This window comes from Mycobacterium shottsii (genome assembly GCF_010728525.1).
Lineage (GTDB): Bacteria > Actinomycetota > Actinomycetes > Mycobacteriales > Mycobacteriaceae > Mycobacterium > Mycobacterium marinum.
The window spans coordinates 3,517,156-3,534,331 of record NZ_AP022572.1 but is presented as its reverse complement, the minus strand read 5'-3'; the positions used below and the strand labels follow the sequence as shown (position 1 = coordinate 3,534,331).

At 65.7% G+C, this 17,176-nt stretch carries 13 protein-coding genes; 7 read left to right on the top strand and 6 right to left on the bottom strand.

The window, feature by feature from the left end:
* Positions 1 to 3 precede the first annotated feature (3 nt).
* The 5 genes from bioB to G6N41_RS16255 all read right to left on the bottom strand — a co-directional run bounded on the left by bioB (position 4) and on the right by G6N41_RS16255 (position 4,883).
* On the bottom strand, positions 4 to 1,053 hold the full coding sequence (gene bioB, locus G6N41_RS16275; protein WP_198965123.1) for a biotin synthase BioB: 1,050 nt from the start codon (positions 1,051 to 1,053) through the stop codon (positions 4 to 6).
* 152 nt (positions 1,054 to 1,205) lie between these two features.
* Entirely contained in the window at positions 1,206 to 1,715 is a 510-nt protein-coding gene (locus tag G6N41_RS16270) for a 2'-5' RNA ligase family protein (RefSeq protein ID WP_198965122.1), read from the bottom strand.
* Position 1,716: 1 nt separating this feature from the next.
* Positions 1,717 to 2,397 (bottom strand): dethiobiotin synthase, encoded by a 681-nt coding sequence (bioD, locus tag G6N41_RS16265; protein ID WP_198965121.1) that lies wholly within the window; start codon positions 2,395 to 2,397, stop codon positions 1,717 to 1,719.
* Positions 2,394 to 3,563: an 8-amino-7-oxononanoate synthase gene (locus tag G6N41_RS16260; RefSeq protein WP_198965120.1), complete on the bottom strand. Its 1,170-nt coding sequence runs from the start codon at positions 3,561 to 3,563 to the stop codon at positions 2,394 to 2,396. Before G6N41_RS16260 ends, bioD begins: the two co-directional genes overlap by 4 nt.
* A 6-nt stretch (positions 3,564 to 3,569) precedes the next feature.
* The gene (locus G6N41_RS16255; protein WP_198965119.1) at positions 3,570 to 4,883 is read right to left on the bottom strand and encodes an adenosylmethionine--8-amino-7-oxononanoate transaminase; all 1,314 of its coding nucleotides are present in this window, start codon (positions 4,881 to 4,883) and stop codon (positions 3,570 to 3,572) included.
* Positions 4,884 to 4,976: 93 nt separating this feature from the next.
* Here G6N41_RS16255 and G6N41_RS16250 point away from each other — a divergent pair, with 93 nt between their 5' ends.
* From G6N41_RS16250 to treZ, 6 genes are all read left to right on the top strand, one after another.
* Positions 4,977 to 5,420: a hypothetical protein gene (locus G6N41_RS16250; RefSeq protein WP_198965118.1), complete on the top strand. Its 444-nt coding sequence runs from the start codon at positions 4,977 to 4,979 to the stop codon at positions 5,418 to 5,420.
* 345 nt (positions 5,421 to 5,765) lie between these two features.
* On the top strand, positions 5,766 to 6,533 hold the full coding sequence (gene ripD, locus G6N41_RS16245; RefSeq protein WP_198965117.1) for an NlpC/P60 family peptidoglycan-binding protein RipD: 768 nt from the start codon (positions 5,766 to 5,768) through the stop codon (positions 6,531 to 6,533).
* Between the two features lie 107 nt (positions 6,534 to 6,640).
* Positions 6,641 to 8,806, top strand: a complete 2,166-nt coding sequence (locus G6N41_RS16240; protein WP_198965116.1) for an acyltransferase family protein — start codon at positions 6,641 to 6,643, stop codon at positions 8,804 to 8,806.
* Positions 8,807 to 8,905: 99 nt separating this feature from the next.
* The gene (gene glgX, locus G6N41_RS16235; protein WP_198965115.1) at positions 8,906 to 11,083 is read left to right on the top strand and encodes a glycogen debranching protein GlgX; all 2,178 of its coding nucleotides are present in this window, start codon (positions 8,906 to 8,908) and stop codon (positions 11,081 to 11,083) included.
* Between the two features lie 3 nt (positions 11,084 to 11,086).
* Entirely contained in the window at positions 11,087 to 13,384 is a 2,298-nt protein-coding gene (gene treY / locus G6N41_RS16230) for a malto-oligosyltrehalose synthase (protein ID WP_198965114.1), read from the top strand.
* Complete coding sequence (treZ, locus tag G6N41_RS16225) at positions 13,381 to 15,144, top strand: malto-oligosyltrehalose trehalohydrolase (protein WP_198965113.1); 1,764 nt, start codon at positions 13,381 to 13,383, stop codon at positions 15,142 to 15,144. The genes treY and treZ overlap by 4 nt, the downstream gene beginning before the upstream one ends.
* A 12-nt stretch (positions 15,145 to 15,156) precedes the next feature.
* On the opposite strand, the gene G6N41_RS16220 is transcribed toward treZ, so the two are convergent.
* Positions 15,157 to 16,482, bottom strand: a complete 1,326-nt coding sequence (locus G6N41_RS16220; RefSeq protein WP_198965112.1) for an aminotransferase class I/II-fold pyridoxal phosphate-dependent enzyme — start codon at positions 16,480 to 16,482, stop codon at positions 15,157 to 15,159.
* A gap of 41 nt (positions 16,483 to 16,523) precedes the next feature.
* On the opposite strand from G6N41_RS16220, the gene G6N41_RS16215 reads away from it, so the two are divergent.
* The gene (locus G6N41_RS16215) at positions 16,524 to 17,168 is read left to right on the top strand and encodes a pyridoxamine 5'-phosphate oxidase family protein (RefSeq protein WP_198965111.1); all 645 of its coding nucleotides are present in this window, start codon (positions 16,524 to 16,526) and stop codon (positions 17,166 to 17,168) included.
* Positions 17,169 to 17,176 lie beyond the last annotated feature (8 nt).

Below are 17,176 nucleotides of genomic sequence, written 5' to 3'. Positions count from 1 at the left end.
TTCCTACAAACTTGCGTTGAGCGCCTTCAACGGCATCTGTAGGTCTTCCAACAGTTCCAGGTCAGCTTCGGCCGGACGGCCGAGCGTGGTCAGGTAGTTTCCGACGATCACCGCGTTGATGCCGCCCAGAATCCCACGCTTGGCGCCCAGGTCGCCGAGGGTGATCTCGCGGCCACCGGCAAAGCGCAGCATCGTGCGCGGTAGCGCCAATCGGAACGCACCAACCGCCTTGAGCGCTTCGCCGGCCGGCAGCACCTCGAGGTCACAGAAGGGGGTGCCGGGGCGGGGGTTGAGGAAGTTCAACGGGACCTCGTCGGGGTCCAGCTCGGCCAGGTTGGCGGCGAATTCGGCGCGCTGCTCCAGCGTCTCCCCCATACCGAGGATGCCGCCGCAACACACCTCCATGCCGGCGTCGCGCACCATCGTGAGCGTCTGCCAGCGCTCCTCCCACGTGTGCGTCGTAACGACGTTGGTGAAGTACGAGCGAGCGGTCTCCAGGTTGTGGTTGTAGCGATGCACACCCATCGCCGCGAGCTGTTCCACCTGCTCGGCGGTCAGCATGCCCAGCGAGCAGGCGACGTTGATTTCGACTTCGTTTCGAATCGCCTCGATGCCCGCGGCGACCTGGGACAGCAGCCTGGCATCGGGACCGCGGACCGCCGCCACGATGCAAAATTCGGTAGCGCCGGACTTGGCCGTCTGCTTGGCCGCCTCGACCAGGCTGGGGATGTCCAACCAGGCGCTGCGTACCGGCGAGCTGAACAGGCCCGATTGCGAGCAGAAGTGGCAATCCTCCGGGCAGCCACCGGTCTTTAGGCTGATGATGCCCTCGACCTCGACCTCGGGGCCGCACCAGCGCATCCGGACGTCATGGGCCAGCGCCAGCAGTTCTTCCAGGCGGTCCTCCGATAGCTGCAGGACCTGCAGGACCTGCTCCTGATTCAAGCCCTCCCCACGCTCCAGCACCTGCTGCCGCGCCACGGCCAGAATGTCTGGTTCGGTCACGCCATCCTGGCCGGCGTCATTGCTGGGTCGAGTAGCCGCCTGAGTCACCAAGTACTCCCCTGGTCTTCGTCAAAATCTGTGGTCTGGCCCGAGCCTGTCGAGCACAGAACTGCCAACTTAGGGTAGCCGTGCACGGCTGCACAAACCTGACGCGGTAGCCCACCGCGCGCTGTGCTGTGATTTCACCTTGCTGAGCACCGTCATGTGATCGGTTGCTCAGCGCGTTTGTTCCCTTCCCAGCGGCGCAGGCCGGCGAAACTGCCATTGATTTGTGCGGGGCGGCCGGCAATCCGCAGTGCCCGCCCCAGCTGGGCCCCACCGACCCGCCGGGCCAGGGTGACATGGCCGGTCCAATGCCCGGGCAGGCTATTCGGCATCGGCGCCGGGTCCAGATAGGGAGCACACAACCGGTGTACCTCGGAGTGCAGTGCCAACAGCTCGGCTGTTGGCACCACCAGGCGTGCGAAGACCACGCTTGCCCGGCCGAACAAGACCGGCGCACCGATCGCACAACTCAGGCGAAGTGTTGCGGCAACCGGGCTCAGCAGCTCGTCCACCTCGGAGCTGATCCGATCGGCGACGGCTATTGTCACGTGCGGACGGCTCGCCGGCGCCTGGCTGGGGATCCCGGCACCGGCCAGCTCCTCCCAGATGCGGCGGACCGCGGCCTCGGTGTCGCGGTCAAAGACCAGCTCGATCGAATGCACCATCTCAACCGACCAACGTGGCTACCCATTCGCGGTCGAACGCGCCCGCACTCATGACCGCGAAGTCCGCAACGCTGAGCTGCGCGGCTCCGGCGGAAAGCACGGCCCGCATGGGAGCCAAGCGAGCCAGGGCGTCCCGATTCGAGGATTCCACCAATCCGGGATGCGCCGGCCAACTGCCGAGCACCAGACCGGAGCATGAAACCTTCTGCGCCGCAAGCGCTTCCAGGGTCAATGCGGTGTGATTGAGCGTGCCCAGTCCCGCGGCGACCACCACCAGCATGGCGGCACCCAGATCGACGGCGAGGTCCCGCAGCGTGCCGCCGGAGTCGGCGAGCTCGACGAGCAATCCGCCTGCACCTTCGACGAGCGTCAACCGGCCCGGACGGTCCAGACCCCGAATGTGCTGCACCAACTGATCGCGGCTGGGCAGCGGCTGCCCGGCCTGCTCCGCCGCCGCGACAGGCGCCATCGGCAACGGGTAACGCGCCAAGCCGACCAGCTCGGTTACCCCGGATAGCCGACCTATCTCGGACAGATCGTCGTCGCCGTTGCCGGTGCCAGTCTGAACGGGTTTGCACACAACCACGTCGATACCCGCTTGGTTCGCCTGGGACGCCAGCGCCGCGGTGACGACCGTCTTGCCGACCCCGGTGAAGGTGCCGGTGACGCACAGGACGGTCAACGGCGTGCCGCGGCAGGGCCGAGAAGAACGTCGGTCAGCACCCGCCGGGCCAGCTCCATCTCGTCAGGACTCAACGACGCGCGCGCCGTCAGTCTCAGCCGTGATGTCCCGGCGGGCACCGTCGGGGGCCGGAAGCACCCCACTTTGACACCGGCGTCCAGACAGGCCGTCGCGGCGGCCAGCGCCACCTCCGGGCCGCCCAGCAGCACGGACACCACCGCGGACTGCGGCGTCTCGGGCACGTCGCAGATGTCGGCGAGTTCACGGGCGTTCTGCAACACCGCGTCGGGCCGCCACTGTTCGGCCTTGAGCACACCCAGCGCGGCCCGCGCCGCGCCCGCTGCGGCCGGCGCCAAACCGGTGTCGAAGATGAACGGCCGGGCCGCATCGATGAGGTGCGCACGCACCGCGGCCGGCCCCAGAACGGCACCGCCCTGGCTGCCGAGAGCTTTCGACAGCGTCGTGGTCAGCACCACATCGGGCGCACCCGCCAGCCCCAGCTCGTGCAACAGCCCGCGCCCGCCACCGCGAACGCCCAGTCCGTGCGCCTCGTCGATGACGAGCAGGGCCCGGTGCCGGCGGCAGGCGGCGAGCAACTCACGAAGCGGGGCCAAGGTGCCGTCGGCGCTGAACACCGAGTCGGTGATGACCATGGCCCGTTGCTCGTCGCGCGAGGCCAGCGCCGCGTCCACCGCAGCAACGTCGCGGTGCGGCGTCACGACCACCCGAGCGCGCGAAAGGCGGCAGGCGTCCACCAGGGACGCGTGCGAGTACGCATCGGAGACCAAGAGCGAACCCGGCCCGGACAGGCCGACGACGGCTCCCAAGTTCGCCGTGTAACCCGACGAAAACAACAGGCCCGCGGCAGCGCCGACGTATTCGGCGAGTTCGGCTTCCAACTGCTGGTGCAGCTCGGTGTCGCCGGTGACCAGGCGCGAACCGGTGGCGCCTGCGCCCCAGATGCGCAGTGCCTGGACACCGCCTTCAATCACGTCGGGGTGCTGGGACAGCCCCAGGTAATCGTTGGACGCAAGGTCCAACTCGGTACCGACGGGAGGACGCGGGCGCAGCGAGCGACGCAGCCCAGCATCGCGGCGCTGCCGTTCGACAGCGTCCAGCCAGGCCAGCGGCGACGTCTCAATCGGAATCTGTGTGGGGGCGCCCATGAGCCTTCAGCCTACGAGACGCGCGACCTCGACCATCGCGGAGCTGATCTGCGCGATCTCATCCGGGGCGCAGATGTATGGCGGCATCGCGTAGACCAGGTTGCGAAACGGACGCAGCCAGACACCGTGCTCTAGGGCAACTGGGGTGGCGACAGACAAATTGACCGGTCGGTCGCATTCGATCACGCCGATCGCGCCGCGTACCCGCACGTCGGTCACCCCTGGCAATGCCCGAGCGGGTTCGAGTCCGGTGGTCAAACCGGAAGCGATCCCGGCGACCGTGCCTCGCCAGTCCTGTTCGAGCAGCAGCTCGACGCTGGCCACCGACACCGCGCAGGCCAGCGGATTCGCCATGAAGGTCGGTCCGTGCATCAGCGCGCCGGCCGCACCGGCGCTGATGGTGTGCGCGATGTCCGTCGTGCACAACGTGGCGGCCAGACTGAGATAACCACCGGTGAGCGCCTTGCCGACGCACATGATGTCCGGGCTCACCCCGGCATGGTCGGCAGCGAAGAGTTCGCCGGTGCGACCGAAGCCGGTGGCGATCTCGTCGAAGATCAAGAGCACCTCATGGCGCCGACAGAAATCTCGCAGGTCAGCCAGATAGCGCGGGTCGTGGAAGCGCATCCCGCCCGCTCCTTGCACCACCGGTTCGACGACGACGGCCGCCAATTCGGCGGCATGCTGTGCCAGTTGCGCTTCGAACGCCGCGCTGTAGGCGGGGTCGTAATCGTGTGGGACGTGCGGCGCGAACACTTGCCGGGCCAGGATGTCGGTCCATAGCGAGTGCATCCCGCCCTCGGGGTCGCAGACGCTCATCGGCGTGAAAGTGTCGCCGTGGTAGCCGCCACGCCAGGTCATCAGGCGGTGCTTTCCCGGCCGGCCACGACTGCGCCAGTACTGCAGCGCCATCTTCACCGCGACTTCCACCGACACCGATCCGGAGTCGCTGAAAAAGACCGTTTCCAAACCGGCCGGGGTGATATCGACGAGCAGTTTGGCCAGCCTGGCCGCCGGTTCGTGGGTCAACCCACCGAACATGACGTGGCTCATCGTGCCCACCTGGGCGCTCACGGCCGCGTCCAGCACTGGGTGCCCATGCCCGTGGACCGAGGTCCACCAGGAGCTCATCGCGTCGAGCACCTCGATCGGCTGGCCATCGTGGATCAAGGTCAGCCAGGCGCCGCGAGCCGAGACCACTACCAGGTTGGGTGCGGCCGTGGTGCCAATGGTGCTGTAGGGGTGCCACACGTGGGCGGCATCTATCGCACCGATTTGCTCGGGCGTCAAACCGCCCCTCGATGTGTCGGCGGCAGACATGGAATCCGAGGGTAACCGAGCCGAACGCGGCCGTACCTGGGCCCGCGCGGCTGCGGGTCGCACAAAGCCCGGACATGGGGAAGCATGCATGACATGGCTTTGCCGAACCAGCACGACCACACGACCGGTTCAGACGCCGACGCAACGCCGATCCCCGACCACACCGAGGATCGGCCACCGCAGATCCTCACGCTGCGCATTGCTCCACTGGATGTGATCCTCACGGTCGCGTTCTTGGGCGCGCTACTGGTTGTGGTGACCACGACCAGTTGGCCTTCGCAGCTATTCGCCTTCTCCCAGAACGTGTGCATTTCCGAGGACTGCCCCCCTGTGCCATTCGCCGTCAACTACTATATCTATCCGGTCATGTGGGGCGGCATCGGCGCGGCCGTGGCCGCAGCCGTGATCGGCCCGCTGGTTTCCATGGTGAAGGGCTGGTACATGTCCTTCTGGCCGATCATCGCCATCGCCGTCATCACGGTCACTTCGGTGATCGGGTACGCACTGACCGGCTTCAGCGAAACCTACTGGCACTGATCGACACGGCTCCCCGAGCGCGGCCAGCAAGGCTGCTGAGACCGAAATCACAACCGCCGATAGGCCACTGACCAGCACAGTCACTGTCCGGTCACGTTAAGACAAAAAATGACCTGGGGACCTGGCGAGCGAACACATCCGTTGTCAAAGTGGCTGTAGTGACTGATGTGAATACAGCGACCTAACCGACTGGTTCACGTTTCCAACTGTCATGCAACGGCGTTAGGTCTCGACGTAGCGGCCATCGCGCGAGTCATGGAACAGCGGCGGACGCGCGAAGTCACCGCGCTGAGGCACAGGAGGCCCACCAGAGGGCCTGGGAGAGCCTAGGAGATTGGAATCCCGATGAAACGCATCTACGCCTTCGCGATCGGTTTGGTGATGATGGCGGCCCCGATGGCGGCCGCCGCGGGCATCGCGGCCGCCGACCCCAGTGTCCGGCCGGTGGACTACCAGCAGGCAACCGAGGTCGTGGTCGCGCGCGGACTTTCGCAGCGCGGCGTGCCGTTCTCCTGGGCCGGCGGCGGTATCACGGGTCCGTCCCGCGGCAAGGGGACGGGCATCTACACCGTCGGATTCGACGCGTCGGGGTTGATCCAATACGCCTACGCCGGCGCTGGGATCAAGCTGCCGCGCTCCTCCGGTGAGATGTACAAAGTCGGCCAGAAGGTCCTGCCGCAGCAGGCCCGCAAGGCCGACCTGCTCTTCTACGGCCCCGAGGGCACCCAGAGCGTGGCGATGTACCTCGGAAACGGGCAGATGTTGGAGGTGGGCGACGTCGTGCAGGTCTCGCCGGTACGCACCACCGACATGATGCCTTACCTGGTCCGGATCCTCGGCGCTTCGCAAGCGCCGTTGCAGCAGACACCGCTGCCGCAGACCCCGCTTCGACAGGCACCGCTGCAGCAGGTGCCGACTCAGCAGGTGCCGACTCAGCAGGCACCGCTGCAACAGGCACCCGCCCAACAGTTGCCGACTCAGCAGGCACCGACCCGCCAGGCGCCGACCCAACAAGTCCCCCTACAACAGCTGCCGACCCAGCAATCCCCAGTTCAGCAGGCACCGACACAGTTGGTGCCGCTGCAGCCGGCTCCGGCCACCACCGCGCGGTAACCGACCGTCAACCTGGGTAGTTCCCAACCCACGCCACCTGCATCTCTCGCTGACATCGCTGCTCAGCGAGGGAAGCAGGTGGCTTTTCGGTAAATTGTCAGTCGACCATGCAGACGCTGACACCGCCCACATCACCGACCGCCGCCGCGGCGCCGGTCGCTATGGGGACCCGAAAAACCGGCTTTTACCGCCATGATCTGGACGGTTTGCGCGGTATCGCGATCGCCCTCGTAGCCATATTCCACGTTTGGTTCGGCCGGGTTTCCGGCGGAGTGGACGTCTTCTTGGCGCTATCGGGGTTCTTTTTCGGCGGCAAGATTCTGCGCACCGCCCTGAATCCGAGTCTGAAGCTCTCACCGATAACTGAGCTGATCCGGCTGATCCGCCGGCTGCTGCCGGCCATGGTCGTGGTCCTAGCCGCCTGTGCGTTGCTCACAATCCTGGTTCAACCGCAGACCCGATGGGAAGCGTTCGCCGACCAGAGCCTGGCCAGTCTGGGCTACTACCAGAACTGGGAACTGGCCAACTCTGCCGCGGACTACCTGCGCGCCGGCGAAGCGGTCAGCCCGCTACAGCACATCTGGTCGATGTCGGTGCAGGGCCAGTTCTATCTGGCCTTCCTGCTTTTGATCGCCGGGTGCATCTTTTTGTTCCGGCGTCTGCTGGGCACCCATCTGCGGACCATGTTTGTGGTGCTGCTCAGCGCGCTCACGATCGCGTCCTTTGTTTATGCGATCATCGCCCACCAGGCCTACCAGCCGACCGCGTACTACAACAGCTTTGCGCGGGCCTGGGAGCTGCTCCTGGGGGCGCTGGTGGGTGCGCTGGTGCCCTACATTCGCTGGCCGATGTGGCTGCGCACCATCGCGGCCACCGTGGGGTTGGCGATAGTCCTGTCGTGCGGCGCCCTGATCAACGGCGTCCAAGAATTTCCTGGCCCATGGGCGTTGGTACCAGTCGGCGCGGCGATGCTGATGATCATGGCTGGGGCCAACCGGCAGGCCCATCCGAGCACCCGCGACCGTCTTCCGCTACCCAATCGACTGCTGGCCGCCGGGCCACTGGTGACGCTCGGCGCGATGGCCTACTCGCTGTACCTATGGCACTGGCCGCTGCTGATCTTCTGGCTCTCCTACACCGGCCACCGGCACGCAAACTTCATCGAGGGTGCAGCGATACTGCTGGTATCAGGAGTACTGGCATTTCTGACCACTCGCCACGTCGAAGACCCATTGCGGTATCGCGCGCCGTCGGGCACCGCCGCCGCAGTCAAGACGCAAGCGATTCCCTGGCAGCTCCGGTTGCGCCGGCCGACCATCGCGATGGGGTCGGTCGTGGTGTTGCTGGGCGTCACCCTGACCGCTACGTCGTTCACCTGGCGAGAGCACGTGATCGTCGAACGCGCCTCCGGCAAAGAGCTCCGGGGACTCAGCGCCAACGACTATCCCGGAGCACGTGCCCTGACCGACCATGTCCGGGTGCCCAAACTGCGGATGCGCCCCAACGTGTTCGAAGCCAAAGGCGACTTTCCCGCTTCCACTCGAGACGGCTGCATCAGTGACTTCGTCAATCCGGCGCTGGTCAATTGCACCTACGGCGATGTGGACGCTTCCCGGACCGTCGCGCTCGCCGGAGGTTCGCACGCCGAACATTGGCTTCCGGCACTGGATCTGCTCGGGCGTCTGCATCACTTCAAGGTGGTGACGTACCTCAAGATGGGCTGCCCGCTGTCAACCGAAGAAGTCCCGCTGATCATGGGCAACAACGCCCCGTACCCGCAGTGCCGCGAGTGGGTGCAGAAGACGATGGAGAAACTGGTCACCGACCGTCCCGACTATGTGTTCACCACGTCGACACGGCCGTGGAACATCAAGCCGGGCGACGTCATGCCGGCCACCTACATCGGTATCTGGCAAACATTTGCCGACAACAACATTCCTGTCCTCGCGGTTCGGGACACTCCCTGGATGGTCAAGGACGGCCAGCCGTTCAAACCGGCGGACTGCCTGGCCAAGGGGGGCGATGCGCAGTCCTGCGGAATCAAGCGCTCTGATCTGCTGTCGGACTACAACACCACGTTGGATTTCGTAGACCGGTTCCCGAACCTCAAACCGATCGACATGTCAGACGCGATATGTCGGCCCGACTACTGTCGCGCGGTCGAGGGAAATGTGCTGATCTACCGTGACGCTCACCACATGACACCCACCTATGCCCGCACCATGGCCCCCGAACTCGGGCGGCAGATCGCAGCAATCACCGGCTGGTGGTGAGATCCGCCCTCGCCTGTCCGGCCGCGCCGGCCCGACAGGGCGCCGGGCTTGTCAGCGCGAAATACGCGGACCAACCCCCAACGCGGATAAGGTCATACGATGTCGCCGAACAACGCCGTGGACTCTGGCGTAACGCCACCTCCGCTGCCCACCGTATGGCCGGGCAGCGCGTATCCACTGGGAGCCACCTATGACGGCGCCGGCACCAACTTTTCGCTCTTTTCCGAAATCGCCGACCGGGTCGAGCTCTGCCTGATCGCCGACGACGATAGCGAATCGCGGATCTCTCTCGAGGAGGTCGACGGATACGTCTGGCACGCCTATCTCCCCAACATCAGCCCCGGCCAGCGCTACGGCTTTCGGGTCTACGGGCCATTCGACCCCGCGGCCGGGCACCGCTGTGACCCGAGCAAGCTGCTGCTCGACCCGTACGGGAAGGCGTTCGACGGCGATTTCACCTTCGGGCAGGCGCTGTTCTCCTATGACATGAAGACTGTCGACCTGGGCTCGGCCGACCCCGGTATCCCTCCCATGGTCGACTCCCTGGGTTCCACCATGACAAGTGTGGTGATCAACCCGTTCTTCGACTGGGGTTATGACCGGGCTCCGATGATTCCCTACCACGAGACCGTCATCTACGAAGCCCACGTCAAAGGCATGACCCAGACCCATCCGGACATCCCCGAGGAACTTCGCGGCACCTACGCTGGGCTGGCCCACCCGGCGATCATCGACCACCTGAAGTCCCTCAATGTCACCACCATCGAACTGATGCCGGTGCACCAATTCATGCACGACTCGCGACTGCTGGACCTAGGCCTACGGAACTACTGGGGCTACAACACCTTTGGATTCTTCGCCCCGCACAACCAATACGCAGCCAACCGCCAAGCCGGCAGCGCGGTGGGAGAGTTCAAGTCCATGGCGCGCAGCCTGCACGAAGCAGGCATCGAGGTCATCCTCGACGTCGTGTACAACCACACCGCCGAAGGCAATCGCCTCGGCCCAACGATCAACTTCCGCGGTATCGACAACTCCGCGTACTACCGGCTGGTTGACTCCGACCTGCGCTGGTACAAGGACTACACCGGCACCGGCAACAGCCTCAACGCCCGCCACCCCCACGTGCTGCAGCTGATCATGGACTCGCTGCGCTACTGGGTGATCGAGATGCACGTCGACGGATTCCGCTTCGACCTGGCCGCGACTTTGGCCCGCGAGTTGCACGACGTGGACCGACTGAGCGCGTTTTTCGACCTGGTGCAGCAGGATCCGGTGGTCAGCCAGGTCAAGTTGATCGCCGAGCCGTGGGACGTCGGCGAAGGCGGCTACCAGGTCGGCAACTTTCCCGGTTTGTGGACGGAGTGGAACGGGAAATACCGCGATACTGTGCGTGACTACTGGCGGGGCGAGCCCGCAACCCTTGGCGAATTCGCTTCCCGGCTGACCGGGTCGTCGGATCTCTATGAGGCGACCGGTCGACGGCCGAGCGCCAGCATCAACTTCGTCACCGCTCATGATGGGTTCACCCTCAACGACCTGGTCTCTTACAACGAAAAGCACAACAGCGCCAACGGCGAAGACAATCGTGACGGGGAAAGTCACAACCGCTCCTGGAACTGCGGCATCGAGGGCCCCACCGACGATCCCGACATCGTGGCGCTGCGCTACCGCCAAATGCGCAACTTCTGGGCCACCTTGATGGTCAGCCAGGGCACACCGATGATTGCCCATGGCGACGAAATCGGGCGCACCCAACAGGGCAACAACAATGTCTACTGCCAGGACTCCGAAATATCGTGGATGGACTGGTCATTGGTTGAAGCGAATGCCGACCTGCTGGCATTCGCCCGCAAGGCGACCACGTTGCGCCGAAACCATCCGGTCTTTCGTCGGCGACGGTTTTTCGAGGGTGAGCCGATCCGAACCGGCGACGAGGTGCGAGACATCGCCTGGCTGTCCCCGAGCGGCCAGGAGATGTTGCACGACGATTGGAACCGCAGCTTCCACAAGTGCGTTGCGGTGTTCCTCAACGGTGAGGCGATCACCGCACCCAACGCCCGCGGTGAACGAGTCGTTGACGAATCATTTCTGTTGTGCTTCAACGCCCATGACGAAACGGTGGAGTTCGTCATGCCGCACGATGACTATGCCAACGAATGGACGGTGGAGCTGGACACCAACCATCCAGCCGGCGATGCCGACGCGGTGGTGAAGGCCGAAGACACCGTATCTGTGCCCGGCCGTTCGCTGATCTTGCTGCGTAAGACCGCGTAGCCCATGGGCTTTCCCGTCCTGTCCACCTACCGACTACAGCTGCGCGGCCCATCAAGCGGATTCGGATTTACTTTCGCAGACGCCGAGAATGTGCTGGATTACCTCAGCGAGCTTGGTGTTTCCCATCTTTACCTGTCCCCTATCCTGACCGCCGTAGCGGGGTCCTCCCACGGCTATGACGTCACCGACCCGACCACGGTGTCAGCCGAGATCGGCGGCCCCGACGGCTTGGCGCGGCTATCCGCGGCGGCGCGGGCTCGCGGCATGGGCCTGATTGTGGACATCGTGCCCAACCACGTGGGTGTCGATCGGCCGCAACAGAACATGTGGTGGTGGGATGTGCTGCGTCACGGCCGCAACTCCGAGTATGCGGGGTATTTCGACATCGACTGGGATCTCGACGAGCACGGTCGAATCGTGCTGCCGGTGCTGGGTTCTGACGCAGACGTGGCCGACCTGTTGGTCGACGGGGACCTGCTGCGGCTGGGCTCGCTGGCATTCCCCATCGCTGCGGGTACCGGCACCGGCACCGGAGCCGAGGTGCATGAGCGCCAGCACTACCGATTGGTGGGCTGGCGACGCGGACTGTGCGGTTATCGCCGGTTTTTCTCGATCACCTCGTTGGCCGGGCTACGCCAAGAGGATCGCACGGTTTTCGATGCCAGCCATGTCCAGATCGCACGTTGGTTCGCCGACGGACTCGTCGATGGTCTTCGTATCGACCACCCCGATGGGCTGTCCGATCCCTGCGGCTATCTTCAATGGCTGCGCGAACTGGTCGGCCAGCAGGCCTGGATTGTGATCGAGAAGATCCTGGCCGCCGACGAGGCGTTGGAGCCCACGCTGCCGGTGGCCGGCACAACGGGCTATGACGTGCTACGAGAGCTCGGCGGACTCTTCGTCGACCCGGCGGGAGCGGCAGAGCTCACCGCGCTGGTCGAGTCCAGCGACGTGGACTACCAGGCCATGGCGGCACTGTTGGCCGATCTCAAGATCCGGGCGACAACCGACACCCTGTCCAGCGAATTGAGCCGGTTGAGACGAAGCATTGCCGCGACGGCCGGCCGGGATCATCCGCTGCTGGGTGAGGCGGTGGCCGCGTTGCTTACCCATATCGGCGTCTACCGCTGCGATTACCCCGGGCTGGCCTCGATCATGCCGACCGCGATCGCCGAAACCTGTATTGCGGCAACCGAATTAGGCCCGCCGCTGCAGCTGGCGGCGACGGCTTTGGCCCACGGCGGCGAACCCGCCGGCCGGCTGCAGCAACTGTGCGGCGCGGTGACCGCCAAGGCCGTCGAGGACTGCTTGTTCTACCGAGACGCCCGGCTGGTGTCACTCAACGAGGTGGGTGGCGAGCCGCACCGGTTTGGAGTCAGCGCCGCAGAGTTTCATCACAGTGCGGCCACCCGCGCCCGGATGTGGCCGCAGACCATGACGACGTTGACCACCCACGACACCAAGCGCGGCGAAGACGTGCGAGCGAGAATCAGCGTGTTGTCCCAGGTTCCGTCACTATGGGCGGAATTCGTCGCCCGCGCCGAAAGCCAAGCCCCCTCCCCTGACCGGGCAACGGGACAGTTCTTGTGGCAGAACATCTTCGGCGTCTGGCCGGTCACCGGGGAAGTCAGCGAGCAGCTGCGCGACCGGCTGCACGGCTACGCGGAGAAGGCGATTCGGGAAGCGGCTTGGCACACCAGCTGGAACGACCCGGACTCCACTTTCGAAGACGCGGTACACCGGTGGCTGGACGTCGTCCTGGATGGTCCGGTGGCCGGGCAGCTGACCCAACTCGTGGATCGCCTCAATCCCCATGCCGCCAGTGACGCGCTGGGCCAGAAGCTGCTCGCGTTGACCGTGCCCGGGATACCCGACGTTTATCAGGGCACCGAGCTGTGGGAGGACAGCCTGGTCGATCCGGACAATCGGCGCCCCGTCGACTACGCCGTCCGCCGAGCCGCGCTGCGAGAGTTGCGGCATCCCAAGATCCGGGTCGTAAGCACGGCCCTTCGAATGCGGCGTTCCCGCCCGGAGTGCTTCCTGCGCGGCGCCTACATTCCGGTGCTTGCCAGTGGCACCGCCGAAGATCACATCGTGGCGTTTCGCCGTGGCGAGGACATCCTGGTCGCGGTGACCCGCTGGACGGTAGGACTGCAAGAAAATGGCTGGGGTGACACGGTATTGCCGTTGCCGGAGGGGTCCTGGACCGACACTCTCACCGGCGCATTGGCAAGCGGGCCGGCATCCGCCGCCGAACTGTTCTCTGAGCTGCCGGTCGTCCTGTTGGAGCGCCAAGCATGACTGAATTCCGGGTGTGGGCGCCCAAACCCGAATTGGTGCGGCTAGATGTCGAGGGCGGCGTGTACCCGATGAGGCGCACCGACGACGGCTGGTGGCACACCGCGATCGAGACTGCGCCAGCTGCCCGCTACGGATTTCTGCTCGACGATGACCCCAAGGTGCTGCCCGACCCCAGATCTGCCCGCCAGCCCGATGGGGTGCATGCCCGCTCCCAGCTGTGGAACCCCGCCGCGGCCACCTGGACCGACGACGCCTGGACCGGTCGCTCCGTGACCGGCGCGGTGATCTACGAGCTGCATGTCGGCACCTTCACCGCCGCGGGCACATTTGACTCCGCCATCGAGAAGCTGGACTACCTGGTCGATCTCGGGATCGACTTCGTCGAGCTGATGCCGGTGAACTCCTTTGCCGGCACTCACGGCTGGGGATATGACGGTGTGCTCTGGTACAGCGTCCACGAGCCCTACGGCGGCCCCGCCGGCCTGGTCCGGTTCGTCGACGCGTGCCATACGCGCGGTCTGGGAGTGCTGATCGATGCGGTGTTCAACCATCTCGGGCCTTCGGGAAATCATCTGCCCCGATTCGGGCCTTACCTGTCCTCGGCGAGCAACCCGTGGGGGGAAGGCATCAATATCGCCGACGCCGACTCGGACGAGGTTCGCCGCTACATCATCGGCGCCGCGCTGCGCTGGATGCGCGAATTCCATGCCGACGGTCTGCGGCTGGACGCCGTCCACGCGTTGGTGGACACCACCGCGGTACCCATCCTCGAAGAACTGGCCACCGAGACCGACTGCCTGTCAAAGCAAGTCGGTCGCCCGCTGTCGCTGGTCGCCGAGAGCGACCTCAACGATCCGCGGCTGATCACCCCGCGCGATGGTGGTGGCTACGGGATCACCGCGCAATGGGACGACGACATCCATCACGCGATTCACACAGCGGTTTCCGGGGAACGCCAGGGTTACTACGCGGACTTCGGCGCCAATTCCGATTCGATGGCCACGCTGGCACACACACTTCGTCGGGGCTTCTTCCACGCCGGTACCTATTCGTCGTTCCGGCGCCGCCGCCACGGACGTCCGCTGGACACGGCCACGATTCCGGCCACCCGTCTGCTCGCCTACACCTGCACCCATGATCAGGTCGGCAATCGTGCGCTTGGCGACCGCCCTTCACAAAACCTGACCAGCGGCCAGCTGGCCATCAAAGCCGCATTGGTACTCGGTTCGCCCTACACGGCGATGCTGTTCATGGGCGAGGAATGGGGGGCCAGCAGTCCTTTTCAGTTCTTCAGCTCGCACCCCGAGCCCGAGTTGGCGGTTGCCACCGCGCAGGGACGCAAAGCGGAGTTCGCCGAGCACGGATGGGATGCCGACGAGATCCCCGATCCCCAAGATCCGCAGACTTTTCTGCGCTCCAAACTGGTTTGGGGCGAAGGCGACTCAGGCGAGCATGCCCAGCTGCTGCGCTTCTACCGCGATCTGATCGAGTTGCGACACCACGAGACAGACCTGGCCGATCCGTGGCTGGACCACCTGGTGATCGACTATGACGAGCAGCAGAGCTGGATCATCATGCGCCGCGGCCGGTTTGGCATTGCGTGCAATCTCGGTACCGAGGCGACGACGGTGCCGCTATCCGGTGCGCTGGTGCTGGGTTGGGGTGAGCCGAACACCAGCGACGCCGGCACCGAACTAGCCGGGCATTCGGTTGCGGTGCTGCGCTGTGACCAATTGACCGCGCCCGCCGAGCCCGCCTGAGCGTCGTCGCCGCTAGACGGTGGGTCGCCCGGTGCGCTGTATCGCCTCGGCAATCGCATCGGCAAGAGGCTCGATCTCTTCGGCGCTTAGACCCGCAATGGTGACCCGCATCCCCGGCGCGCTACGGATCCGGAACCGCGCGCCCGGCGCAGCGGCCCAACCCCGGTTCAGCAGGCGGGTAATCGCCGCGGTTTCGTCGGGGACGGGAATCCAGACATTGAGCCCGGACTGGCCATGTGCGGCGACACCACGGGCGGACAGCGCGGCGCACAACCGGCCGCGGGCGTCTGCGTAGCGCTCCTGCGCCTGGCGAATCAGCCCGGTAGCGACATCGTCAGCGAAGAGCCGCACGGCGAGATCCTGCAGAATGTGGCTCACCCAGCCCGGCCCTAGGCGCAGCCGCCCGTGCACCCGCTCGACCGTGCGCTGGTCCCCGGCCAACACGGCAAGCCGTAGATCCGGCCCATAGGCCTTGGCCGCCGACCGGACGAAGGCCCAGTGCTGCGTCGCCCCGGCCAGGGTGTGCAGGGGTACGCCGGCGATGCCGGCGCAATGATCGTCCTCAACCAGCAGCACCTCCTCAGCACCCTGGCTCAACACCTCACGCAGCTCCTCGGCCCGGGCCGCCGACAGCGCCGCTCCGGTTGGGTTTTGCGCGCGACTGGTGACCACGACCGCCCTCACCCCGCGGCCCAGCGCCCGCTGCAGGTCAGCAACCAGCGGACCGTCATCGTCGACGCCCATCGGCTCAACGGGAAGCCCAAGCGCGGCAAGGAGATCCAGGAGGTTTGCCCAGCCCGGGTCCTCGACGGCAACCCGGTCCCCCGGGCGCAGATTCGCGCTCAGCGCTCGCTCGATACCGTCCAGCGCACCGTTGGTCACCGCGAGATGGTCGGCGGCTACACCGTCGGCGGCCAAAGCGGCTCGAGCGTGGTCGACCAGCTCCGCTGACATTGCCGGATCACCGTAGAGCAACGGCGACACCGAACCGTCCGGCCATCCGACGGCGGCCAGCGGCAATAGCTCGGGGGCCGGGTTGCCGGTCGAGAGATCTCGCGCGCCGGCAGGCACCCCAAGGTCAAGCGAGGACCGGGGCGTGGATGCCGGCCGGTCTCGCACCCTGGTCCCGCGCCGTCCCGCGGTTTCGACCGTCCCGCGATCGCGCAGCAGGCGGTAGGCCGCCGCCACGGTGTTGGGATTCACACCCAGCTGACCGGCGACTTCGCGGATCGACGGCAGAGCGTCGCCGGGCGCCAAGCCGCCCTGGGAGATGGCCGATTCAATGCTGGCCGCTATGGACTCGGCGCCACCACCCGCTATCCTGTATTGTACTGGCATAGTTATAATTATATATTATTATATAGTGAACGGGCAACCACATGACCTCTTCCTACGGCCCGACGGCACGCACCACTCCCACCCGCTACCGGGAGCGAGCACGCTACGACAGCGAGACCGTCCATCGGATCCTCGACGAGGCCTTGATCTGCCACTTGGGATACATCCGGGACGGCGAGCCGGTGGTCTTGCCAACCACCCACACACGCCGCGGTGAAACGCTCTACATCCATGGGTCCACCGGCAGCGGCCCAATGCTCGCGGCAAAAGTCGCCGAGCTGCCCCTCTGCGTCACCGTCACCCTCGTGGACGGGCCGGTGCTGGCCCGCTCGGCAATGCACCATTCCCTGAACTACCGCTCGGTGATGGTGTTGGGCACCGCGCGTGTGGTGGAAGACCCGGACGAGAAGCTGCTGGCCTTGCATGCGCTACTCGACCACATCCAAGCCGGGCGCGCCGCGGACTGCCGGGGCCCGAACCCGCGTGAACTAGCCGCCACCATGGTGCTTGCCCTCGATCTCGCCGAAGCCTCGGCCAAGGTGCGCAGCGGCGGCCCGGTCGACGACCCGCAAGACCATGCCCTGCCGCATTGGGCGGGCGTGGTACCTCTCGCGCTCAGGGCCGGAACCCCGGAGCCCGCCGCGGATCTAGACCCCGCTACCCCACTGCCGGCCTATTTGCGGTGACCACGCCA